This window comes from Streptomyces sp. NPDC001594, assembly GCF_042893675.1.
Lineage (GTDB): Bacteria > Actinomycetota > Actinomycetes > Streptomycetales > Streptomycetaceae > Streptomyces.
Genome location: NZ_JBIAVB010000008.1, coordinates 105,100 through 127,665 on the forward strand (window position 1 = coordinate 105,100; position 22,566 = coordinate 127,665).

Here is a 22,566-nt window from a genome sequence, read left to right on the forward strand (position 1 = left end):
TCAGGCGCCGCCGCCCGACGGGAGCCAGGTGTAGCGGTGCTCCGGTCGGCCGGTCTCGCCGTAGCGCAGGGCCAGCGAGACGCGGCCGGCGCGGTCCAGGAGCTTCAGGTAGCGCTGGGCGGTCTGGCGGCTGATGCCGGCGCGGTCGGCGATCTGCTGGGTGGACAGCGGGCCTTCAGCCGTGCGCAGCACCCGGCGGACCAGGTCGGCGGTGGTCGGGGAGTGTCCCTTGGGGAGCTCGTTGGGGGTGTCGGCCGAGGCGAGGGCTCCGAAGATCCGGTCCACCTCGGCCTGTTCGGCCTCGCCGCCGCCGGACAGGGAGCGGCGCAGGACCGCGTAGGCCTCCAGTTTGGTGCGCAGGCCGGCGAAGGTGAACGGCTTGACCAGGTACTGGAGGGCGCCGAGCCGCATGGCCGCCTGGACGGTGGCCAGGTCCCGGGCGGCCGTGACCATGATCACGTCGGTCTGCCGTCCCAGCTGGCGCAGGCGTCGCACCAGGTCCAGGCCGGTCCCGTCGGGCAGGTAGTGGTCGAGCAGGACCAGGTCCACCGGGCGCGCGGTGCAGAACTCCAGTGCCGCGGCCGCCGAATGGGCCTCGCCCGCCACCTGGAACCCGGGAACCTTCGCCACGTACGCCGCGTTGATACGGGCAACACGCATGTCGTCGTCGACGACCAATACGTGGATCGGGGACTCCTTCACCGCAGGGCCTCCGGAAGTACGACGGAGAACTCCGCCCCTCCGTCCTCTGCTTCACCGGCCCGGGCGTTGCCGCCCTGCCGCTCCGCGAGGCGGCGCACGAGGGGCAGGCCCAGTCCGCGCTCGCGGTGGGCCGCGGGCTGCTTGGTCGACCAGCCCTCCGTGAAGATCTCCTCGCGGCGTCCGGCGGGGATCCCGGGGCCGCTGTCGCGCACGCGGAGGACGGCGGTGCGTCCTTCCGCGCGGATGCCGACCTCGACCAGGGGCGCGGTGGAGCCGGCCGCCGCGTCCAGGGCGTTGTCGACGAGGTTGCCGAGGATCGTGACGAGGCCGCCGGGGTCCACCAGGCGGTCGGGAAGGAGGGAGTCCGGGGCGAGGCGCAGGGGGACGCCGCGCTCCGCCGCGACGGTGGCCTTGCCCACCAGCAGCGCGGCCAGCAGGGGGTCGTGGATCTTCTCGGTGACCTGTTCGGCCGTGGTGCGGTGCACGCCCACGACCTCGGTCACGAACGCGGCCGCTTCCTCGTGCAGTCCCAGTTCGAGGAGGCCGAGGAGGGTGTGGAGGCGGTTGGCGTGCTCGTGGTCCTGGGCGCGCAGGGCGTCGATCAGGCCCCGGGTGGAGTCGAGCTCGCGGCTCAGGTGCTCCAGTTCGGTGCGGTCGCGCAGGGTGGCGACGGCGCCGCCGTCGGTGGTGGGCATCCGGTTGGCGACCAGGACGCGGGGGCCCTGGACGGTCAGCAGGTCGCGGCCGGTGACGCGGCCCGTCAGGACGTCGCTGGTGCGCCCGGCGCCGAGGACCTCGTCCAGGGGGCGTCCGGCCAGGGCGTCCGCGCGGTCCTGGTCGAGGCCCAGCAGGCGGGCCGCCTCGTCGTTGACGAGGCGTACCCGGTCGTGGCGGTCGAGGGCGATCACGCCCTCGCGGATGGAGTGCAGCATCGCCTCGCGCTCGGCGAGGAGGCCGGCGATGTCGGAGAAGGCCAGGTCCCGGGTCTGCCGTTGGATCCGGCGGGAGAGGAGGTAGGCGGCGAGCGCCCCGGCGGCCAGGGCGCCGCCGGCGTAGGCGAGGAGGCCGGGGATGGCGCCGAGCAGCCGGTCGCGCACGCTGTCGTAGGCGATGCCGACGGAGACGGCCCCGACGATCTCCCCGTCGGCGGCGAGGAGGGGGACCTTGCCGCGGGCGGAGCGGCCGAGGGTGCCCTGGTCGATCTCCATCACCTCGTGCCCGGCCAGGGCGTCGGCCGGGTCGGTGGAGACGGGCAGTCCGATGCGGTCGGGGCTGGGGTGGGAGCGGCGGATCCCCTTCAGGTCGAGGACGACCACGTACTCGGCTCCGGTCGCGCGGCGGATCCGCTCGGCCGCGGCCTGGACGGGGCTGTCGGCGGTGGGGCCCGAGGCGAGCAGGTCGGCGGCCAGGGTGGGGTCGGCCGCCGTGCTCTGCGCGATGGCCAGGGCGCGCCGCATCGCCTGGTCGTCCAGCTGGTGGCTCAGGGGCGCCAGGAAGAGCCCCGTGGCCAGTACGAGGACCCCGGCGGCGATGGCCAGCTGGGTGAGCAGGATCTGCGAGACGGCGCGTCGGGGCAGGCCGAGGCGCCGGCCGCGCAGGGGGAGGAACCGCATGACTGGTAACCGTAGGTCGGCGGGCGCGGAAGCGGAACGGCCGTCGCTCAGCTCCGCCCGGGCGGTCACCGACCGTGAGCGGGGCGCGGGCCGGTCACCGCCGGACCGCGGCGACGGCCTGGCGCGGGTCGAGCCCGCGCCTTCGCGCAGGGGCGGAGGTGACGGCGTGGGCGGGCGCGGTCGTGCCGTGGACCCCGTACGCGGTGGCGGCGGGCCCGAGGGCCTGTCCGGCGGATCATGGCCGGGGCCGCGGCCTGTCCGACCCTGATCCGCCGGACAGGCCCTCGGCGGACCGCGCGAGGGCCGTGTCCCGCGGGGATGACGGCCGTCGTGGCGGGCCCCCAGACGGGCGAGCGGCGGGTGCCTCTGTCTTTTGGCAGAGGGGCGGATCGGCCGTGAGGCGCATGCCGTCGCCGGTTGTGGAATCGATACTGGTCAGCGTGGTGAGCTCATCTCCGTTCCGGTTCCGTCGTCCGCTCCGGGGCCCCGCGCGCGCGGTGGCGGAGACGGCCTGGGTGCTGCTCGCCGGGTTCGGGGTGTGGCTGGTGGTCGCCTACCTCGGCGTGCTGCCCCGCCTGTACCTCCAGTTGCCGGCGCTGGCCGCCGCCGGGTGCCTGTTCCCGCTGCGCCGCCGCTTCCCCGGGCCCGTCCTCCTCGTCCTCGCCGCGCTGACCGGGGCGGCCTCGTGCGTCGGCCCGGTCACCGCGGCGACCGCGTACACGGTGGCCCGGCGGACGGTGCGGGCGCGGACCCGGGCCCGGCTGCTGGGGGCGGCGGCCGCCCTGCTGGTGGTGTGCGCGACGCTCTGCGCGCCCTGGCTCGGCCCGGGCCCCCTGCCGTACGGGCCGGCGCTCGGGCTGGTCCTGACGCCGACCGCCGTCCTCGTCCCGGGCCTGGTCGGCACCGCGTACGGGCAGCAGCGGCGCCTGGTGCGGGCCCTGCGCGAGCGCGGGGACGCGGCCGAGCGGGCCCGGCGGCTCGCCGACAGCGAGGCCCGTACGCACGAGCGCTCCCGGATCGCCGCAGAGATGCACGACCTGCTGGGGCACCGGCTCAGCCTGATCTCCCTGCACGCGGGCGGACTGGAGCTCGCCCTGGAGCGCGCCGACCCCGAACTGCGCGAGGAGGCCGTCCTGGTGCGCCGGACCACCCGGGACGCCCTGCGCGAGCTGCGCCAGGCCCTCGGGGTGCTGGGCCCGCTCGGCCGGGACACCGGGCCGGAGGCCCTCACCGACGCCACCGGCACCCGCGCCGACATCGAGGCGCTGGTGGCGGGGTCCCGGGACGGGGGCGTCGCCGTACGGCTCGACTGGACGGGTCCGGACCTCGACGGCCGCCCGGCGGGAGTGCGGCGGGCGGTGCACCGGGTGGTGCGGGAAGCGCTGACCAACGTGCACCGCTACGCCGGAGCGGCGCACGTCGCCGTCACCGTCGCGCACGACGAGGAGACCGTACGGGTCACCGTCCGCAACGGAGCCCCGCCCGCCACCCCCGTGCCGGACCAGGGCACCGGCCGCGGCCTCGCCGGCCTGCGCGAGCGGGTGGAACTGCTGGGCGGTACCTTCGCCGCCGCCCCGCTGCCGTCCGGCGGCTTCCGGGTGGAGGCCGCCCTGCCCGCCGAACCGGGCGAGGCCCCCGCCCCCCGGCGGGAGGAGGTCCCCGGCACCGGTGGCGGCGCCCCCGCCGCGCCGCGCCCGGCGGAACGCGGCACCGCGCAGGCGCTGACGCTGGCCCTCGGGCTGGCGGGGCTGAGCGTGCTGACGGCCCTCGGGACCCTCTTCGTCTACGCCACCGCCCCGCACCGGGACGCCGGGCCGCGCCCGCTGCCCCGGGTGGGGATGACCTACGGCGAGGTGATGGGGAGCGGGGTCATCGACAACGCGGCGGTCCGGGCCGCGGCCACCGGCCGTGAGCCGCGGCGCCCGCCCGGCACGGCCGGCTGCGTGTACCCGTTCGCCGGGGCCACCGAGTTCCGCCCCGGCTCCCTGACCATCGCCCGCTACTGCTTCGACACCGCGCAACGCCTCATCGCCATCGACCGCTTCACCGTCCCGTCGATCCGCGACACCACACCCTGGGAGACCCCGTGACCGAGTCCGCCGAACCGATCCGGGTGCTACTCGCCGACGACGAGGCCATGATCCGGGCCGGGGTCCGCCTGATCCTCCGGCACGCCGACGGGATCGAGGTCGTCGCCGAGGCCCCCGACGGCCGACAGGCCGTCGAACTGGCCGCCGCGCACCGCCCGGACGTCGTCCTGCTGGACATCCGGATGCCGGTGCGCGACGGGCTCGCCGCGATCGCGCCGCTGCTCGCCCTCGACCCGGCGCCGCGGGTGGTGATGCTGACGACCTTCGGCGACGACGACAACGTGGTGCGGGCGCTGCGGGAGGGCGCCGCCGGGTTCCTGCTGAAGGACGAGGGGCCGCAGGAGCTGATCAGCGCGGTCCGGGCGGCCGCCGCCGGGGACGCCGTGCTCTCCCCGGGGGTGACCGGGGCGGTGATCTCCCGGATGCTGGCGGCCGGCGAGCCGCACGGCGCCACGGGCCCGAGCGGGGACGACCGGATCGCCCGGCTGACCGGCCGGGAGCGGGAGGTCCTGGCCATGCTCGGCGAGGGCCTGTCGAACCAGGGCATCGCCGCCCGGCTCGGCATCGGGACCGGCACCGTCAAGACCCATGTGGGCGCCATCCTGGAGAAGACCGGCTCGACCAGCCGGGTCCAGGCGGCGCTGCTGGCCCACCGGACCGGCCTGGCCGGCTGAGCCCCCGGAGGACGGAGCTCGGCGGGCCCGTACCTCCGCCTTCCGGCAGAGCCGGGGCGCCCGGCCCCTGTCTTCCGGCAGAGGCCGGGTCCCGCCTTGAGGGCGATGTTTCCGCAGGTCAAGGCCGTGACGATGGATGCATGTCACGGACCTTCCCGCCTTACGCAACCACTTCCCCCGCCGACCCGGCCCTGCCGGAACCGGCCGCCCGGGCCTGCGGCCTCACCAAGACGTACGGCACGGGCGAGACCCGGGTCACCGCGCTGGACGCGGTCTCCGTGGACTTCGCCCGGGCCCGCTTCACCGCCGTCATGGGCCCCTCCGGTTCCGGCAAGTCCACCCTGATGCACTGCATGGCCGGCCTGGACCCCGTCACCTCGGGCTCGGCCCGGATCGGCGGGGTCGAGCTGTCCTCCCTGAACGACCGGCAGCTGACCCGGCTGCGGCGCGAGAAGGTCGGCTTCGTCTTCCAGGGCTTCAACCTGATGCCCACCCTCACCGCGCTGGAGAACATCACCCTGCCGCTGAGGCTCGCCGGCCGGCGGCCCGACGCCGCCTGGCTGGACACCGTCGTCGCCACCGTCGGCCTCTCGGGCCGGCTCGCGCACCGCCCCGCCGAACTCTCCGGCGGCCAGCAGCAGCGGGTGGCGGTGGCCCGCGCCCTGGCGTCCCGTCCGGAGATCGTCTTCGCCGACGAGCCGACCGGCAACCTCGACTCCCGCTCCGGCGCGGAGGTCCTCGGCTTCCTGCGCGATTCGGTGCGCGAACTCGGCCAGAGCGTGGTCATGGTCACCCACGACCCGGTGGCCGCCGCCCACGCCGACCGGGTGGTGTTCCTCGCCGACGGCCGCCTCGTGGACGAACTGCACGAGCCGACGTCCGGAGCCGTCCTCGACCGGATGCTCGCCTTCGACGCCCGCGGCCGCACCTCCTGAGTCCCCGGCGCGCCGCCCCGTCCGCCGCGCCGCCTCCTCCCGTCCGCCGCGCTCTCCCCTCCGCCGCGCCACACCTCCCGAAAGCCCGCCATGCTGCGAACAGCCCTGCGCAACGCCCTCGCGCACAAGGCCCGTCTGGCCATGACCGTCCTCGCGGTCTGCCTCGGGGTCGCGTTCATCTCCGGCTCCCTCGTCTTCGCCGACTCCACCACCGCCGCCTACCGCGCCTCCATGGCGCGCGACCACGCCGGGACCGCGGTCACCGTGGACCCCAAGTACCCCCTCGGCGCCCCCGCCGACCAGCGCGAGTCCGTCCTCGACGACGCGCTCGTGGCCAGGCTCGCCGCCGTCCCCGGCGTCGGCGCGGCCCGCCCCTCCGTCGACGGCTCGGCCACCCTGGCCGCCAAGGACGGCACCCCGCTGCGCGCTGGCAACACCATGGGCAAACTGGCCGCCGCCTACATCGCCGGCGCCGACGGCAAGGACGCCCGCTACCCGCTGACCGCCGGACGCGCCCCGCGCACCTCCGGAGAGGTGGCCCTCGACCGGGGCACCGCCGAGGCCGGCTCCTACGCCCTCGGCGACACCGTCACCCTGGCCACCGACGGCCCCGTCCGGCGGCTGAAGCTGGTCGGCATCGTCTCCACCACCGACACCCGCGTCACGTCCGGCGGCACCCTCGCCGTACTCGACAGGGCCACCGCCCAGGAACTGTTCGCCACCCCGGGCCGTTACACCGGCATCGACCTCTCCGCGGCACCCGGCACCACCCCGCAGGAACTCGCCGGGCGCATCGGAGCCCTCCTGCCGCCCGACCGGGCCGAGGCGACCACCGCGGCCGCCCTCGCCGCCCAGCAGTCCGTCTTCATCGACAGCAGGACCAGCAGCTACGCCCGGCTGCCCCTGATCTTCGCCGTGGTGTCGCTTTTCATCGGCTCGTTCCTCATCGTCAACACCTTCACCATGCTCGTCACCCGGCGCTCCCGGGAGATCGCCCTGCTGCGCGCGATCGGCGCCACCCGACGGCAGGTGACCGCGTCCGTGCTCGCCGAGGCGGCCCTGGTCGGCCTCCTCGCGTCGGCGCTGGGCTTCCTGCTGGGGCTCGGCGTCGCCGCCGCCCTGCCCGCCGTCCTCGGCGGCGCGGACGATCCGCTGCCCCGGGGCCCGCTGGTCGTCGGCCCCGCCCCGGTGATCGCCTCTCTGGCCGTGGGCGTCGGCGTCACGGTCCTCGCGGCGTGGCTGCCATCGCGCCGCGCGGCCCGGATCGCCCCCGTCGAGGCGATGCGCACCGCCGAGCGGCCCCCCTCCGCCGCCCTGTCCCGGCTCCGCGGCGCGGCCGGGGCGGCCGTACTCCTCGTCGGTGCCGGGCTGCTGGTCTCGCTGGGCGGCGCCGAGCACGCCTCGGACGCGAACCTGCGGACCGCGATGGCCGGCTGCGCGGTCTTGGTGACCGGGCTCATCCTGCTGGCCCCGCTCCTCGCGGGCCCGGTGATCCGCCTCCTCGGCCGGCTGACCGGGCGGTTCGGGGTGGTGGGGGACCTGGCCCGGGACAACGCCCTGCGCGACCCCCGCCGTACGGCGGCCACCGCCGTCGCCCTGATGATCAGCACCGCCCTGGTCTGCGGACTCGCCGTCATCGAGCACTCCTCCAGCCGCGCCCTGGACTTCCAGGCGGCGGCCGGACTGAGCGCCGACTACGTCGTCAGCACCCGGGGCAACACCACCGCCGTCGACCCGGCCGCCGTCCGGCGGATCGCCGCCCTGCCCGGGGTGTCCACCGCCTCGGCCGTCGCGGACTCCACCTTCTCGGCCGGGGCCCTCGCCCGGCAGGTCTCCGGCGTCGACCCGAAGACCGTGGGGGCCGTCATGAAGCTGCGCTTCACCAGCGGTTCCGCCGCCGCCATCGGGCCGGGCCGGATCGCCGTGTCCAGCGGCTTCGCCCGCGAGAACCGGCTCGTCACCGGCGGGCGGATCGAGGGGAGCATCGGGCCCGGACAGGGCGACCGCGACCGGTCCTTCACCGTCGTCGGGATCTACGAGGACAACCCCACCGCCCAGGACGTCCTCGCCGACCGCGCCGACGTCCAGCAGCACGGCTTCCTGCGCGACTCCGTCCAGCGCGTCCTCGTCCGCACGGGGGCGGGCGCACCCGGCATGGAGAAGCGGCTGCGCGCCGCCGTCGACAACAACCCCCTGCTGAAGGTCCAGGACCGGGAGGCGCTCGTCCGGGAACAGGCCGGGGTCGCGGGCGACCTGATGACCATGGTCTTCGGACTGCTCGCCATCGGCGTGGTCATCTCCGCCCTCGGCATGGTCAACACCCTGGCCATGTCCGTCGCCGAACGCACCCGGGAGATCGGCGTCCTGCGCGCGATCGGCATGGACCGCGCCGGGATCCGCCGGATGATCGGCCTTGAGGCGCTCGCCGTCGCCGCCTACGGAACCCTGCTGGGCCTGGCCGGCGGCCTGTTCGGGGCGTGGAAGGTCAGCGGACTCGCCAACGGGGCCATTCCGCAGTACGCGTTCTCCCCGCCCTGGGGGACGCTCGCCCTGGTCGCCGCACTCTCGCTCGCCGTCGGCGCCGCGGCCGCCGCGCTCCCGGCCCGCCGGGCCGCCGCGCTCGGCCCGCTGCGCGCGGTGTCCGGAGGCTGAGTCACCGTCCTGCCGCGCGGGACGCGCACGCCGCCGGGTGGGGGAGACCGCCCGGCGGCTGCGCCGTGTCCGGGGCGCCCGAGGTCAGGGCAGCGGCCGGGGCGGCCGCGGGCCCGTGTAGTGGCCGCTGGGGCGCATCCGCAGGGGCCGCTCCTGGTACTCCTCCAGCGCGTGCGCGATCCAGCCGGCCGTCCGGGCCACCGCGAACACGGTCTCCCCGGCCTCGGCGGCCATGCCGCAGGACCGGGTCAGCACCGCCAGCGCCAGGTCCACGTTCGGGTGCAGCCCGTGCCGGGCCATCACCGCCGCCACCTCGCGTGCCGCGGCCAGGTCGGAGGCGGCCGGGGGCAGCTCCTCCAGCCGCCCGAACAGGGCCCGCGCCCGCGGGTCCTCGCCCCGGTACAGGCGGTGGCCGAACCCCGGCACCCGGCGGCCCGCGCGCAGGTGCTCCGCCACCACCGGGGCGGCGCCGCCGCGCTCCGCCACCTCGGCCAGCATCCGGTGCGCGAGCCGGCCCGCCGCCCCGTGCAGGGGGCCTTCGAGGGCGCCGAGCCCGGCCGAGACGACGGCGTACGGATGGGCCCGGGCGGAGGCGGCGACCCGTACGGCCAGGGTGGAGGCGGCCAGGTCGTGGTCGACCAGCAGGGCCAGGGCCAGGTCCAGGGCGTCCACCGCCACCGGGTCCGGCTCCCGGGCGGTCAGCCGCGACCACACCCGCCAGGCGAGCCGCCCGTCGCCCGGGTGCGCGGGGGCCGCCTCCGGCAGGGCCGCGACGAGCGTCGGGATCAGGCAGCGCGCGGAGCCCAGTACGGCCTCCTCGGACAGGTCGAAGCGCAGCGGGTCGGCGGCCGCGGCGGCGGCCACCGCGACCCGCAGCAGGTCCAGGGGCCCGCTGTGCTCGGGCATCGCGGCCACCGCCCGCCGGGCCGCGGCCAGCGGCTCCGGGGGAGCGGCGAACCGCGCGCCGGGCGCCGGAGCCCCCGTCCAGAGCCACTCGGCCACCTCCTCGAAGGCGTACCGGGAGGCCAGCTCGACGGCGTCCACACCGCGGAACCAGTAGCGGTCGGTCTCCGGCTCGATGAGGGTCAGCGCGGTGCGCACGGCGAGCTCCCCGGCGGGGGGACCGGCCGCCTCGCGGCGGCTGCGCCGGGCCAGCGCCTCGACCTCGGCGGCGTCGAAGGTGCTCCCGCGTCCGGCCGGGTCCCGGTGGCTGCCGAGCTGGCCCCGGCTGACGTACGCGTACACGGTCGCCGGCTTCACCCCGAGGAGCCGGGCGGCCTCCTGCGTGGTGATCCGAGGGGCGTCGGGGCGGGAGTCGGACGGCGGACGGTCACTCATGACGCTCAGCCTACATATATTGATTCAATCAACATTGACATCGATCCAATCAATGATGGATGGTCGAGACATGAACACCACCACCGTCGAAGTGCCCCGCGGTCTCGCGGGAGTCGTGGTCACCGACACACAGCTCGGTGACGTCCGAGGCCGCGAAGGCTTCTACCACTACCGCCAGTACTCGGCCGTGGAACTGGCCGCGTCCCGCACCTTCGAGGACGTCTGGCACCTGATGTTCCGCGGCGCCCTCCCGGCCGGCCCCGCCGAGCGGGCCGCCTTCACCGCCGAGACCGTCCCCCTGCGCCACCTGCCCGCCGAGGTCGCGGACGCCCTGCCCGCCCTCGCCCGGGCCACCGCCCTCTCCGGGCCGCTCGCCGGACTGCGCACCGCGCTCTCCCTCCTCGGCGCCTCCGCCGGCTTCCGCCCCGTCTACGACCTCGACCCCGCCCGCCGGGCCGCCGACGCGCTCGCCGCCTGCGCCGCCGTACCGACCCTGCTCACCGCCCTGCACCGGCTCGGCCGGGGCCTGGAGCCGGTCGCCCCGCGCGACGACCTCCCGTACGCCGCCAACTACCTGTGGATGCTGACCGGCGAGGAGCCCGACCCCGTCAAGGCCCGCGCCGTCGAGCGGTACCTGATCTCCACCGTCGACCACGGCTTCAACGCCTCCACCTTCACCGCCCGCGTCATCGCCTCCACCGGCGCCGACGTCGCGGCCTGCCTCACCGGAGCGATCGGCGCCCTCTCCGGCCCGCTCCACGGCGGTGCGCCCAGCCGGGCCCTGGACACCCTGGACGCCATCGGCACCACCGACCGCATCGGCCCCTGGATCCGCGAACGGGTGCTCGCCGGGGACCGGATCATGGGCTTCGGGCACCCCGTCTACCGCACCGAGGACCCGCGCTCGCGGATGCTGCGGGACATCGCCCGGCAGTTCGGCGGACCGCTCGTGGAATTCGCCGTGGAGGTCGAGCGGCAGGTGGAGGAGATCCTCGCCGAGCTCAAGCCGGGCCGGGAGCTGCACACCAACGTGGAGTTCTACGCGGGGGTGGTCATGGAGCTCTGCGGGCTGCCGCGCGAGATGTTCACCCCGACCTTCTGCGCCGCCCGCGTCGTCGGCTGGAGCGCCAACGTCCTGGAGCAGGCGGCCGACTCGAAGATCATCCGCCCTGCCGCGCGCTACACCGGCCCCACCCCGCCCCAGCCCGTACCCCCGCTGGGCTGACTACGATCGACCGGGTGAACAGCGTCCAGCCCATCCCCGTCGTCGTCCTCTCCGGATTCCTCGGCTCCGGCAAGACCACGCTCCTCAACCACCTCCTCACCCACCGCGGGGGCACCCGGATCGGGGTCGTCGTCAACGACTTCGGCTCGATCGAGATCGACGCCATGTCGGTGGCCGGCCAGGTCGGCGACTCGATGGTCTCCCTCGGCGGCGGCTGCCTGTGCTGCGCCGTCGACGGCAGCGAACTGGACGCCTACCTGGAGAAGCTCGCCGCGCCCGCCCACCGGATCGACGTCATCGTCATCGAGGCCAGCGGGCTCGCCGAGCCCCAGGAGATGGTCCGGATGCTGGTGGCCAACGAGAACCCGGCCGTCCGCTACGGCGGCCTGGTGCAGGTCGTGGACGCCGCCGAGTTCGACGCCACCCGGGCCGCACACCCCGAGACCGACCGCCACCTGGCCGTCGCCGACCTGGTGGTGCTCAACAAGACCGACCGGGTCGACCCCGCCGAACGGGCCCGCATCGAGGCGGAAGTGTCCGCCCTCGCCGCCCCCGGGACCCCGCTGGTCGGCGCCGACCACGGACGGATCGACCCGGAACTCCTCTTCGACCGCCGCCCCTGGACCGAGACCCGCGGACAGCTCTCCTTCGAGGACCTCCTCGCGGAGGCCGGCGAGCACGCGCACGGGGACGGCGAGGAGCACGCCGGGCACGCGCACGCGGCCTACGAGAGCGTCTCCTTCACCACCGACCAGGCCCTCTCCCCGCGCCGGTTCATCGACTTCCTCGACCGCCGCCCCGCCGGCCTCTACCGGGTCAAGGGCTTCGTCTGGTTCGGGGTCCCCGGCCACACCGAGCGGTACGAGGTCCACGCCGTCGGCCGCTTCCTGCGCTTCGACCCCGGCCCCTGGGGCCAGGGCGAACCGCGCCGCACCCGGCTCGTCCTGATCGGCAAGGGCATCGACGGCCCGGGCCTGCTGGACGAACTCGACGCCTGCCGCGAGGCCGACCCCGGGCGGGCCGCCCCCGAGAGCATGTGGGGGGTGCTCCGGTACGTCCCCCGCCCGCCGGGGGAGGACGTCGAGGACCCCGCCTAGGCGACCTCGACGCCGAAGTCGCCCAGCAGGGCCTCCAGCCCCTCGCGGTAGCCCTTCCCGCCGATCACGAAGTCCCAGTCGCCGTTCGACCGGCGCCGGAACGAGCCGAGCACCAGCGCCGTTTCCCCGGCGCGGCCGTCGGACACCTCCAGGCGGCCCAGTTCCCCGCCCGCCGCGTCCAGCAGCCGGATGTGGGCGTCGGTGAAGCCCGCCAGGTCCGCGTCCGGATTGACCTCGGGGTCCACGGCGGCCACCAGCACCAGCCGGTCGGCCTGCGCGGGCAGCGCGTCGAAGGCCACTTCGACGGCGGCCTTGTCCGGGGCGGAGTGCGGGCGGGAGCGGACCGAACCGTCCGGAGTGTGCGGGTTGTTGAAGAACACGAAGTGGTCCTCGCTCAGCACCCGGCCGCCCGTACAGACCAGCGCGCACACGTCGAGCGCCACCGCGCCCGACCAGTACATGCCGAGGACGTTGTGGTCGGCGGGCGCGGCCAGGGGCGTGTCGACGAGCGTCGGCGCCGGGGAGGACGGCGCGGAAGGACCGGGGGCCGGAGGGCCGGCGGGGGCCGCGGGGCCCAGCCGCCCGCGGAGCCCGTACTGGTGCAGCAGCTCCACCAGCTCGGCGCCGGGAACCAACTCCAGCGGCTTGCCGTTGGCAAAGGTGTACGACCCGGGCCCGAAGGACGCGGTGGTGACGAGCACCCCCTTGTTCGCCCCCTTGTCCTGGACCGTGCCGTACAGGTCCCGGACCGCCGTCGGGGGCACGGTGTTGCGGTACCGCTTGACCTGCACCACGATCCGCCCGCCCCGGATCGGGGTCGGGTCCAGTGCCTCGACGTCCACCCCGCCGTCGCCCGAGCGCTGGGTCGTCACCGCCTCCATGCCCATCGCCCGGAACAGTTCGGCGACCAGGTTCTCGAAGACGATCGGGTCCATCGTGAACAGGTCCGGCTCGTCCTCGCCGCCCCCGGCGCCCCCGCCGTGGCTGACCACGTCGCCGACCTCGGCGGGCCGCCGGCCCGGGCGCACCTCCGTCAGCAGGTCGGGGCGCGCCGACAACTGCCCGCCCAGCCCCGACACCAGGCAGTCCACCGCGCTGACCTGCTCCAGCCGGAGCCCGGCGAAGGCGCTCCGCCCGGCCGGGAGGGTGGACAGGACGAACCTCGCCTCCTGCCCGGTCGCCGGATCGTGGCAGTCCACGAACCCGTTGACGACGACCGAGTCGAGGACGCCGAACTCGTCGGCGGCGTACAGCTCCCGCACCACCAGCAGCATGCACTGCGCGAGCAGGTCCCGGTACAGCGCGCGGCGCTCCGTGACGGGGCGCGGCCTGATCTTGTCCTGGTCCGTGCTCGGCAGGTACTGGACGGACCGGGCCTCCGGAACCACCGCGAACCCCGGCAGTTCCCAGTCCAGCACGAGCTGACGGGCGGCCGGGTCGTAGGCGGCCGACACCTGCCGCGGCAGTGCCTCGGGCCAAGCCGCCGAGGCGTACAGGGCGGCCGAGAAGTACTCCACCACGGCGTCGGCCCGACCCGCGCGCAGGGCGTCGGTCAGCGCGGCGAGCCCGCTGTTGTGGGCGCGCGCTGCGGCGAGCTGCTCCGCGGCCCACCGGTCGTACTGCTCGCGGTACGCCGCCAGCTGCTGCCGGCGCTGCGCCTCCGCTGCGTTCGCCGCCTGCCAGGCGGCGGTGTACCGGTCGTGCGCCTCCCGCTCCGCCTGCGCCCGCTGCTGCGGGCCCGGCGCCCAACCGCCGCCCGGCTGCCGGAAGTCCTCGATGCGGGGCATCGGCACGGGCTGCCCCAGGGCTCCGGGGTCGAAGGGCTCCAGCCACTCGGTGCGGACGAGGGAGGACGTACGGAACGGGGGTGCGGCGCACCCCGCGACCAGCAGCCCCTTGAGGGCCTCGACCTCGGCTTCGAGCTCGGCGCTGCGGCGCACGGCCTCGGCCTCGCGGTACTGGCGGTGGCTGCGGTTCGCCTCCCGTTCGCGGTCGCGCTCCCGGCGTTCGGCCTCGCGATGCTGGATCACCTGGGTCTGCTGCTGCCGGCGCTGGGACTCGGCCCAGTCCCCGATCACTCCGCCCGCCCGATGCGTCATCAGCCGTGTACTCCCCCCACCGACGCCAATGAGGAAAACACTAGTCGGCATTCGGGTGGTACGTCCCCCCGGTCGCACCACCCGAACGCCGCCCCCGCGCTCCTACAGCGCGGCCCCCGCCAGCGCCGCGACCTCGGCCGGGAGCGCCGCGCCCGAGCCGTCGCGGCGCGGGTCCGGGGCCGGGAGCGCGGCCGGGCTGCCGTTCGCGGCGGCGGCGCGGACCGGGGCGTTGCCCGCCCAGGCCAGCACCAGGACGTCCTCGCCCTTCAGGAACCGCTGGCAGCGCACGCCGCCGGTGGCCCGGCCCTTGCGCGGGTACTGGTCGAACGGGGTCAGCTTGCCCGAGCTCGGCGAGCCCTCGAGCGTCCCCTGCCCGCCCGCCACCGTGAACACCAGGGCGTCCCGGGCCGGGTCCACCGCCGAGAAGTGGATCACCTTGGCGTTCTCGGAGAGCTTGATGCCCGCCATACCGCCCGCCGGGCGGCCCTGCGGGCGCACCTGGCCGGCCGGGTAGCGCAGCAGCTGGGCGTCGTCCGTGATGAAGACCAGGTCCTCCTCGCCGGTGCGCAGCTCGACCGCGCCGACGATCCGGTCGCCCTCCTTGAGGGTGATGACCTCCAGCTCGTCCTTGTTCGCCGGGTAGTCCGGCACGACGCGCTTGACCACGCCCTGTTCGGTGCCCAGGGCCAGGCCCTGCGAGGACTCGTCCAGCGAGGTGAGGCAGACCACCGTCTCGTCGGCCTCCAGCCCCGAGACGAACTCCGAGACCGGAGCCCCGCCCGCCAGGTTGGGCGCGGCGTGCGTGTCGGGCAGCTGCGGCAGGTCGATCACCGAGAGCCGCAGCAGCCGCCCGTAGGAGGTCACGACGCCCACGTCGGCCCGGGCGGTCGCGGCCACCTGGGAGACGATCAGGTCGTGCTTGGCGCGGTCCGCGCCCTCGTCGGCCGGCAGCGGCTCGGCGTTCGCCGTACGGGCCAGCAGGCCCGTGGAGGACAGCAGCACCCGGCAGGGGTCGTCCGCGACCTCCAGCGGCACGGCGGCCACGGCCGTGCCCGCCGACTCCAGCAGCACGGTACGGCGCGGGGTGCCGAACTTCTTGGCGACCGAGGCCAGTTCCGCGGAGACCAGCTTGCGCAGCTCCGTGTCCGAATCCAGGATCCGGGTCAGCTCCTCGATCTCCGCGGTCAGCCGGTCGCGCTCGGACTCCAGCTCGATCCGGTCGAAGCGGGTGAGCCGGCGCAGCGGGGTGTCCAGGATGTACTGCGTCTGGACCTCGCTCAGCGAGAAGCGCTCCATCAGGCGCTCCTTGGCCTGGGCGGAGTTGTCGCTGTCGCGGATGAGGCGGATGACCTCGTCGATGTCGAGGAGCGCCACCAGCAGGCCCTCGACCAGGTGCAGCCGGTCGCGGCGCTTGCCGCGACGGAACTCGCTGCGCCGGCGGACGACCTCGAAGCGGTGGTCCAGGTAGACCTCCAGCAGCTCCTTCAGACCCATCGTCAGGGGCTGCCCGTCGACCAGCGCGACGTTGTTGATGCCGAAGGACTCCTCCATCGGCGTCAGCTTGTAGAGCTGCTCCAGCACGGCCTCCGGGTGGAAGCCGTTCTTGATCTCGATGACCAGGCGCAGGCCGTGCGCCCGGTCCGTGAGGTCCTTGACGTCGGCGATGCCCTGGAGCTTCTTCGACCCGACCAGGTCCTTGATCTTCGCGATGACCTTCTCGGGGCCGACCGTGAAGGGCAGCTCGGTGACGACCAGGCCCTTGCGGCGGGCCGTCACGTCCTCCACGGAGACGGTCGCACGGATCTTGAACGTGCCCCGGCCGCTCTCGTAGGCGTCCTTGATGCCGGACAGGCCCACGATCCGTCCGCCGGTGGGCAGGTCGGGGCCCGGGACGAAGCGCATCAGTGCCTCGAGGTCCGCCTCCGGGTACCGGATCAGGTGGCGGGCGGCCGCGATGACCTCGCCCAGGTTGTGCGGGGCCATGTTCGTGGCCATGCCGACGGCGATCCCGGACGCGCCGTTGACCAGCAGGTTCGGGTAGGCGGCCGGCAGGGTGACCGGCTCGCGCTCCTGGCCGTCGTAGTTCGCGGCGAAGTCGACCGTGTCCTCGTCGATCGACTCCGTCATCAGCGACGTCGCGTCGGCCATCTTGCACTCGGTGTAGCGCATCGCGGCCGGCGGGTCGTCGTTGCCGAGCGAACCGAAGTTGCCGTGGCCGTCGACCAGCGGCAGCCGCATCGAGAACGGCTGGGCCATGCGCACGAGGGCGTCGTAGATCGACTGGTCGCCGTGCGGGTGGAGCTTGCCCATCACCTCGCCGACGACGCGGGCGCACTTCACGTACCCGCGGTCGGGGCGCAGGCCCATCTCGCTCATCTGGTAGACGATGCGCCGGTGCACCGGCTTCATGCCGTCCCGGGCATCGGGCAGGGCCCGGGAGTAGATCACCGAGTACGCGTACTCGAGGAAGGAGCCCTGCATTTCGTCGACGACGTCGATGTCGAGGATCCGCTCCTCGAAATCCTCCGGCGGCGGGGTCTTCGTGCTGCGGCGGGCCATCGCTGCGGCGCTCCTAACCAAGATCGGGGGGTGTACGTGCTGGGGTGTGCGACGGGGTCGACGCGGACCATTGTGGCCCGAGGCACCGACAACGCCGACTCCGACCCAGGTGAGGGCCGGGAACTTCTCCGCGCACCTGCGCGCTTGCATACAGTGGCAGGTCGATAAGAAATCTCTGCATCGCGATCGAAGGGACCACATGCCCATGGGTCACACGGCCACAGCTCAGGCCGGCTCCGGCGGCCTGACAGCGACCGAGCACCGGCTGGCCAACGGCCTGCGCGTGGTGCTGTCCGAGGACCACCTCACCCCGGTCGCCGCCGTCTGCCTCTGGTACGACGTCGGCTCCCGCCACGAAGTCAAGGGGCGGACCGGTCTGGCTCACCTCTTCGAGCACCTGATGTTCCAGGGATCGGCGAGCGTACCGGGCAACGGGCACTTCGAGCTCGTCCAGGGCGCCGGCGGCTCGCTGAACGGCACCACCAGCTTCGAGCGCACCAACTACTTCGAGACGATGCCCGCCCACCAGCTGGAGCTCGCGCTGTGGCTGGAGGCGGACCGCATGGGCTCGCTGCTGGCCGCCCTGGACGAGGAGTCCATGGAGAACCAGCGCGACGTCGTCAAGAACGAGCGCCGCCAGCGCTACGACAACGTCCCGTACGGCACGGCGTTCGAGCGCCTGACCGCCCTCGCCTACCCCGAGGGCCACCCGTACCACCACACCCCGATCGGCTCCATGGCCGACCTGGACGCCGCCTCCCTCGAGGACGCCCGGAACTTCTTCCGTACGTACTACGCGCCCAACAACGCCGTCCTGTCGGTCGTGGGCGACATCGACCCCGTGCGCACCCTCGCCTGGGTCGAGAAGTACTTCGGCAGCATCCCGGCGCACGACGGCAAGCAGCCGCCCCGCGACGGCACCCTCCCCGAGATCATGGGCGGGCAGCTGCGCGAGGAGATCGTCGAGGAGGTCCCGGCCCGCGCGCTGATGGCCGCCTACCGCCTCCCGCACGACGGCACCCGCGAGTGCGACGCGGCGGACGTGGCGCTGACGATCCTCGGCGGCGGCGAGTCCTCCCGCCTGCACAACCGCCTGGTCCGCCGCGACCAGAGCGCCGTCGCGGCCGGCTTCGGCCTGCTGCGGCTGGCCGGCGCGCCCTCCCTGGGCTGGCTGGACGTCAAGACCTCCAGCGGCGTCGAGGTGCCCGCCATCGAGGCGGCCGTCGACGAGGAGCTCGCCCGGTTCGCCGCCGAGGGCCCCACCGCCGACGAGATGGAGCGCGCCCAGGCGCAGCTGGAGCGCGAATGGCTGGACCGGCTGGGCACGGTCGCCGGCCGCGCCGACGAACTGTGCCGCTTCGCGGTGCTGTTCGGTGACCCGCAGCTGGCGCTGACCGCCGTCCAGCGGGTCCTGGAGGTCACCGCCGAGGAGGTGCAGGCCGTGGCCGCCGCCCGGCTGCGCCCCGACAACCGCGCGGTCCTGGTCTACGAGCCGCTGGCCGGCGCCGAAGAGAACGACGAGAGCGACGAGAACGAGGGGGCGGAGCAGTGAGCGACACCGCAGCCGTCACGATGACCTTCCACCCGCGTCCGGAGGCCGGCGAGGCCAGGCCGTGGGCCTTCCCCGCCCCCGAGCGCTCCACCCTGGGCAACGGGCTGACCCTGCTGCGCTGCCACCGCCCCGGCCAGCAGGTCGTCGCGGTCGAGGTCAACCTCGCGGCCCCGCTCGACGCCGAGCCCGCGGGCCTCGACGGCGTGGCCACGATCATGGCCCGCGCCCTGTCGGAAGGCACCGACAAGCACTCCGCCGAGGAGTTCGCCGCCGAGCTGGAGCGCTGCGGCGCCACCCTCGACGCGCACGCCGACCACCCCGGCCTGCGCGTCTCCCTGGAGGTCCCCGCCTCCCGCCTGCCCAAGGCGCTCGGACTGCTCGCCGAGGCGCTGAGCGCGCCCGCGTTCGACGACGGCGAGGTCTCCCGGCTGGTGCGCAACCGGCTCGACGAGATCCCGCACGAGCAGGCCAATCCGCAGCGCCGGGCGGCCAAGGAGCTCTCCAAGGAGCTCTTCCCGGCCACCCTGCGCATGTCCCGCCCGCGCCAGGGCACGGAGGAGACGGTCGCCCGGATCGACTCGGCCGCCGTACGCGCCTTCTACGAGGCCCACGTACGCCCCGCCACCGCCACCGCGGTGGTCGTCGGCGACCTGACCGGCATCGACCTCGACGCCGCCCTCGCCGCCACCCTGGGCGCCTGGACGGGGAACACCGCGGCCCCCCTGCCGGTGCCGCCGGTGACCGCCGACGACACGGGCCGCGTGATCATCGTGGACCGGCCCGGCGCGGTCCAGACGCAGCTGCTGATCGGCCGGATCGGCCCGGACCGGCACGACATCGTCTGGGCCCCGCAGGTCCTCGGCACGTACTGCCTGGGGGGCACCCTGACCTCCCGTCTGGACAAGGTGCTGCGTGAGGAGAAGGGCTACACCTACGGCGTGCGCGCCTTCGCCCAGGTGCTGCGCTCCACGGCCGACGGCAAGGGCGCCTCGATGCTCGCCATCAGCGGCTCGGTGGACACCCCCAACACCGGTCCGGCGCTGGAGGACCTGTGGCAGGTGCTGCGCACCCTCGCCGCCGGGGGCCTGACGGACGCCGAGCGCGACGTGGCGGTGCAGAACCTGGTGGGCGTGGCCCCGTTGAAGTTCGAGACGGCCGCCTCGGTCGCCGGGACCCTGGCCGACCAGGTGGAGCAGGAACTGCCGGACGACTACCAGGCGCGGCTGTACGCGCGGCTGGCCGAAACCGGTACGGCGGAGGCCACTTCGGCGGTCGTGAGCGCCTTCCCGGTGGACCGTCTGGTCACCGTCCTGGTGGGCGACGCGGCGCAGATCGAGGAGCCGGTGCGGGCCCTCGGGATCGGTGAGGTCGCGGTCGTCGCCAACTGACCGGCGGCCGGCCGGCAACTGGCCGGTGGTCGACCTGCCTTGAAGGGGCCCGGCGGGACGTCCGCCGGGCCCTCTTTGTCCGTTTGGTGGTGTGGTTTCAGGTATGCGGTGTGGCGTACGCAACAAATCCGGTCGTCTGTTTGGCGATCGACTGATGATCCGCCTAGCGTCAGGCGTGCTGTCCGTCAGTTGTGCCAGCCGCACCCGCGGCACCGGACAGCGATCGCCGAGTCCCCGTCAGGCGCGAGCCTGGGGAGCCGGGGACCCACATCAGTCCCTGGGGTGAATCGGACCGCCTCGCCAGAGGGGGCCCGTAGGAGACCTTCCTGCTCCGAACCCGTCAGCTAACCCGGTAGGCGAGAGGGAAGGAAAGGATCACCCCCGCCATGGCGTTTGGCAGTCGTGCAGCCGGTTCCGGTAAGCACCGTGGTTCGAGCCGTATGAGCCGCAAGACCGCCGGCTACGCCGGTATAGCCGCCCTCGCCACCACGGGCGTGGTCGGCACCCTGGCGGCCCCGGCCTTCGCCGCCGACTCCCACGGGGGCCCGTCCCTCGAGGACACCGGCGCCCTGAACGCGATCGTCGTCGCCGACGGTCTCCAGGACGACATCCAGGTCCAGGCCGAGACCCAGCAGACCGCCGCCGAGTCCGTCGCCGCCCAGGCGCAGGCCGAGGCCGACGCCAAGACGCGCGCCGCCGAGGCGAAGCGCATGGCCGAGGCCAAGGAGAAGGCCGAGCGCGAGGCCGCCGAGAAGGCCGCCCAGGAGGAGGCCCGCAAGCGCCTCAACACCTTCGTGGCCCCGGTGGACGGCTCCTACGTCAGCACCCAGTACGGCGCGGGCGGCGGCATGTGGTCCTCCGGCAGCCACACGGGCATCGACTTCCACGCCGACGAGGGCACGTCCGTCCACGCCGTGGGCGCGGGCACCATCGTCGAGGCCGGCTGGGGCGGCGCCTACGGCAACAACGTCGTGATCCGCCACAACGACGGCACCTACACCCAGTACGGCCACCTGATGTCGCTGAGCGTCTCGGTCGGCGAGACCGTCACCGCGGGCCAGCAGATCGGCCTGTCGGGCTCCACCGGCAACTCCAGCGGCCCGCACCTGCACTTCGAGGCCCGCACCGGCGCCACGTACGGCACGGACATCAACCCGCTGGCCTACCTGCGCCAGCACGGCGTCGGCATCTGACCCGACCCCCGCTTCCCGTTCGCGCAAGGCCCCGGCTCCCCGAGCCGGGGCCTTCCGTGTTTTCGTTTCGAATTTCCGGGCTTTCTCGGAAATCCCCGCCTGTTGCAATAGAGTCGCAGGGGCGGCACGGTCGATCGGAACGAAACCCAGCGGAGGTCCGGCCTTGCGTATTCCGGCGCACGCGGTGTGCACAGCCATTCGCGACGATATCGTCTCCGGTTTCTTCGGGCCCGGCGGCCGGCTGACCGAGGAGGTGCTCGCCCGCCGGTACGGGGTCTCGCGGGTGCCGGTGCGCGAGGCGCTGCGCACGCTGGAGTCCGAGGGGTTCGTCACCACGCGGCGGCACGCGGGGGCCTGTGTGGCGGAGCCGGGCGAGCAGGAGGCCGAGGACCTGCTGGAGCTGCGGACGCTGCTGGAGCCGCTGGCGGCGGCCCGTGCGGCCCGGCGGCGCACCGACGCGCACCTGAAGGTGCTGCGGGGCCTGGTACGGCTGGGCCAGCAGCGGGCCAGGCGGGGGCAGGGGGAGGATCTCAGGGCGCTGGAGACCTGGTTCCACGAGACCCTGGCGCAGGCCTCCGGCAGCCCGGGGCTGATCGCGCTCCTCACCCAGACCCGGCGCAAGATCGCCTGGCTGTACGAGGCGGGGACCCCGGGCCGGCCGGTGGACTGCTGGGCGGAGCACGGCGCGGTGGTGGACGCCGTGGCCCGGGGCGACGCGGAACGCGCCCGTGCGCTGGCCGCGCTCTACGCGGAGCGGACGGCGGGGGTTTTCCGGCTGCGGGTGAGGAGTTTGCAACCTGCCGTAAACACGGGGAGTGGCCGGAATTAACGCGGGGCGCGTATGAAAGGGCGGGGGGTGGCGGAATTCCGCCCCGAATGGAATCGGGCGTGATTTCCGGCCGATTTTCATCGGGGGTTGCGGGGGGCTTTTCGGTGCGGTGCCGGCCGGTCGGGGCCCGGGAAACGCCGAAGCCGCGGCTCCCGGGGTGGTGGGGGCCGCGGCTTCGGTGAAGGGTCGGGTCAGACCGTTTCGGGGAGTTCCTCCAGGCCCTCCGCCACCAGCTTCGCGAGCCGGTCCAGCGCGGCCTCCGCGCCCTCGGCCTCGGACGCCAGGACGATCTCCTCGCCGCCCTGGGCGCCCAGGCCCAGGACCGCCAGCATCGACGCGGCGTTGACGGGGTCGCCGCCCGCCTTCGCGATGGTCACCGGGACGCCGGAGGCGGTCGTCGCGCGGACGAAGATCGAGGCGGGACGAGCGTGCAGGCCCTCGGCCCAGCCGACGTTGACGCGGCGCTCTGCCATGGTGATGCCCTTCAGGTTCTGGAGGTTGTCTAGACCAGTCTCTCACGTCACCCGGAATGGTCGGACCGACCTTCGGCCCGATCCCGCCGCCGTTCGGCCCTCCTCAGCTTTGCACTGATTCGCCCCCGTGCGCCTCATTCCCGGACC

At 74.5% G+C, this 22,566-nt stretch carries 16 protein-coding genes and 1 riboswitch; of the genes, 10 read left to right on the forward strand and 6 right to left on the reverse strand.

Features of this window, described 5'->3' with window-relative positions:
• On the reverse strand, positions 1 to 660 hold the full coding sequence (locus ACFY0O_RS17760) for a response regulator (protein ID WP_388947780.1): 660 nt from the start codon (positions 658 to 660) through the stop codon (positions 1 to 3).
• A gap of 38 nt (positions 661 to 698) precedes the next feature.
• A complete protein-coding gene (locus ACFY0O_RS17765) occupies positions 699 to 2,315 on the reverse strand; it encodes an ATP-binding protein (protein ID WP_388947595.1) in 1,617 nt (538 codons plus the stop codon).
• A gap of 404 nt (positions 2,316 to 2,719) precedes the next feature.
• Here ACFY0O_RS17765 and ACFY0O_RS17770 point away from each other — a divergent pair, with 404 nt between their 5' ends.
• The 4 genes from ACFY0O_RS17770 (at position 2,720) to ACFY0O_RS17785 (ending at position 8,666) form a co-directional block, all read left to right on the forward strand.
• Positions 2,720 to 4,405 (forward strand): sensor histidine kinase, encoded by a 1,686-nt coding sequence (locus tag ACFY0O_RS17770; protein WP_388947596.1) that lies wholly within the window; start codon positions 2,720 to 2,722, stop codon positions 4,403 to 4,405.
• Positions 4,402 to 5,079, forward strand: coding sequence for a response regulator (locus ACFY0O_RS17775; RefSeq protein WP_388947597.1), 678 nt, complete (start codon positions 4,402 to 4,404; stop codon positions 5,077 to 5,079). The genes ACFY0O_RS17770 and ACFY0O_RS17775 overlap by 4 nt, the downstream gene beginning before the upstream one ends.
• Positions 5,080 to 5,219: 140 nt before the next feature.
• Positions 5,220 to 6,014 (forward strand): ABC transporter ATP-binding protein, encoded by a 795-nt coding sequence (locus ACFY0O_RS17780; protein WP_388947598.1) that lies wholly within the window; start codon positions 5,220 to 5,222, stop codon positions 6,012 to 6,014.
• Positions 6,015 to 6,104: 90 nt separating this feature from the next.
• Positions 6,105 to 8,666 (forward strand): ABC transporter permease, encoded by a 2,562-nt coding sequence (locus ACFY0O_RS17785; RefSeq protein WP_388947599.1) that lies wholly within the window; start codon positions 6,105 to 6,107, stop codon positions 8,664 to 8,666.
• A gap of 84 nt (positions 8,667 to 8,750) precedes the next feature.
• Here ACFY0O_RS17785 and ACFY0O_RS17790 read toward each other — a convergent pair whose 3' ends face one another.
• The gene (locus ACFY0O_RS17790) at positions 8,751 to 10,004 is read right to left on the reverse strand and encodes a citrate synthase (protein ID WP_388947600.1); all 1,254 of its coding nucleotides are present in this window, start codon (positions 10,002 to 10,004) and stop codon (positions 8,751 to 8,753) included.
• A 70-nt stretch (positions 10,005 to 10,074) separates the two neighbouring features.
• On the opposite strand from ACFY0O_RS17790, the gene ACFY0O_RS17795 reads away from it, so the two are divergent.
• On the forward strand, positions 10,075 to 11,229 hold the full coding sequence (locus ACFY0O_RS17795) for a citrate synthase/methylcitrate synthase (protein ID WP_388947601.1): 1,155 nt from the start codon (positions 10,075 to 10,077) through the stop codon (positions 11,227 to 11,229).
• 14 nt (positions 11,230 to 11,243) lie between these two features.
• Positions 11,244 to 12,326 (forward strand): CobW family GTP-binding protein, encoded by a 1,083-nt coding sequence (locus ACFY0O_RS17800; RefSeq protein ID WP_388947602.1) that lies wholly within the window; start codon positions 11,244 to 11,246, stop codon positions 12,324 to 12,326.
• Here the strand turns inward: ACFY0O_RS17800 and ACFY0O_RS17805 are convergent.
• Both ACFY0O_RS17805 and ACFY0O_RS17810 read right to left on the reverse strand, forming a co-directional pair.
• Entirely contained in the window at positions 12,323 to 14,425 is a 2,103-nt protein-coding gene (locus ACFY0O_RS17805) for a restriction endonuclease (protein ID WP_388947603.1), read from the reverse strand. The two genes, ACFY0O_RS17800 and ACFY0O_RS17805, sit on opposite strands and share 4 nt — an antisense overlap.
• A gap of 102 nt (positions 14,426 to 14,527) precedes the next feature.
• The gene (locus ACFY0O_RS17810) at positions 14,528 to 16,984 is read right to left on the reverse strand and encodes a DNA topoisomerase (ATP-hydrolyzing) subunit A (protein WP_388947604.1); all 2,457 of its coding nucleotides are present in this window, start codon (positions 16,982 to 16,984) and stop codon (positions 14,528 to 14,530) included.
• Positions 16,985 to 17,189: 205 nt separating this feature from the next.
• On the opposite strand from ACFY0O_RS17810, the gene ACFY0O_RS17815 reads away from it, so the two are divergent.
• The 4 genes from ACFY0O_RS17815 to ACFY0O_RS17830 all read left to right on the forward strand — a co-directional run bounded on the left by ACFY0O_RS17815 (position 17,190) and on the right by ACFY0O_RS17830 (position 21,946).
• Entirely contained in the window at positions 17,190 to 18,536 is a 1,347-nt protein-coding gene (locus tag ACFY0O_RS17815; RefSeq protein WP_388947605.1) for a M16 family metallopeptidase, read from the forward strand.
• A 20-nt stretch (positions 18,537 to 18,556) separates the two neighbouring features.
• Entirely contained in the window at positions 18,557 to 19,924 is a 1,368-nt protein-coding gene (locus ACFY0O_RS17820) for a M16 family metallopeptidase (protein ID WP_388947781.1), read from the forward strand.
• A 214-nt stretch (positions 19,925 to 20,138) separates the two neighbouring features.
• Positions 20,139 to 20,298: riboswitch (cyclic di-AMP (ydaO/yuaA leader) on the forward strand.
• Positions 20,299 to 20,310: 12 nt separating this feature from the next.
• Entirely contained in the window at positions 20,311 to 21,117 is an 807-nt protein-coding gene (locus ACFY0O_RS17825; RefSeq protein ID WP_388947606.1) for a M23 family metallopeptidase, read from the forward strand.
• 163 nt (positions 21,118 to 21,280) lie between these two features.
• Positions 21,281 to 21,946, forward strand: a complete 666-nt coding sequence (locus ACFY0O_RS17830; protein WP_388947607.1) for a GntR family transcriptional regulator — start codon at positions 21,281 to 21,283, stop codon at positions 21,944 to 21,946.
• A 191-nt stretch (positions 21,947 to 22,137) separates the two neighbouring features.
• Here ACFY0O_RS17830 and ACFY0O_RS17835 read toward each other — a convergent pair whose 3' ends face one another.
• On the reverse strand, positions 22,138 to 22,419 hold the full coding sequence (locus tag ACFY0O_RS17835; RefSeq protein WP_079430157.1) for an HPr family phosphocarrier protein: 282 nt from the start codon (positions 22,417 to 22,419) through the stop codon (positions 22,138 to 22,140).
• Positions 22,420 to 22,566 lie beyond the last annotated feature (147 nt).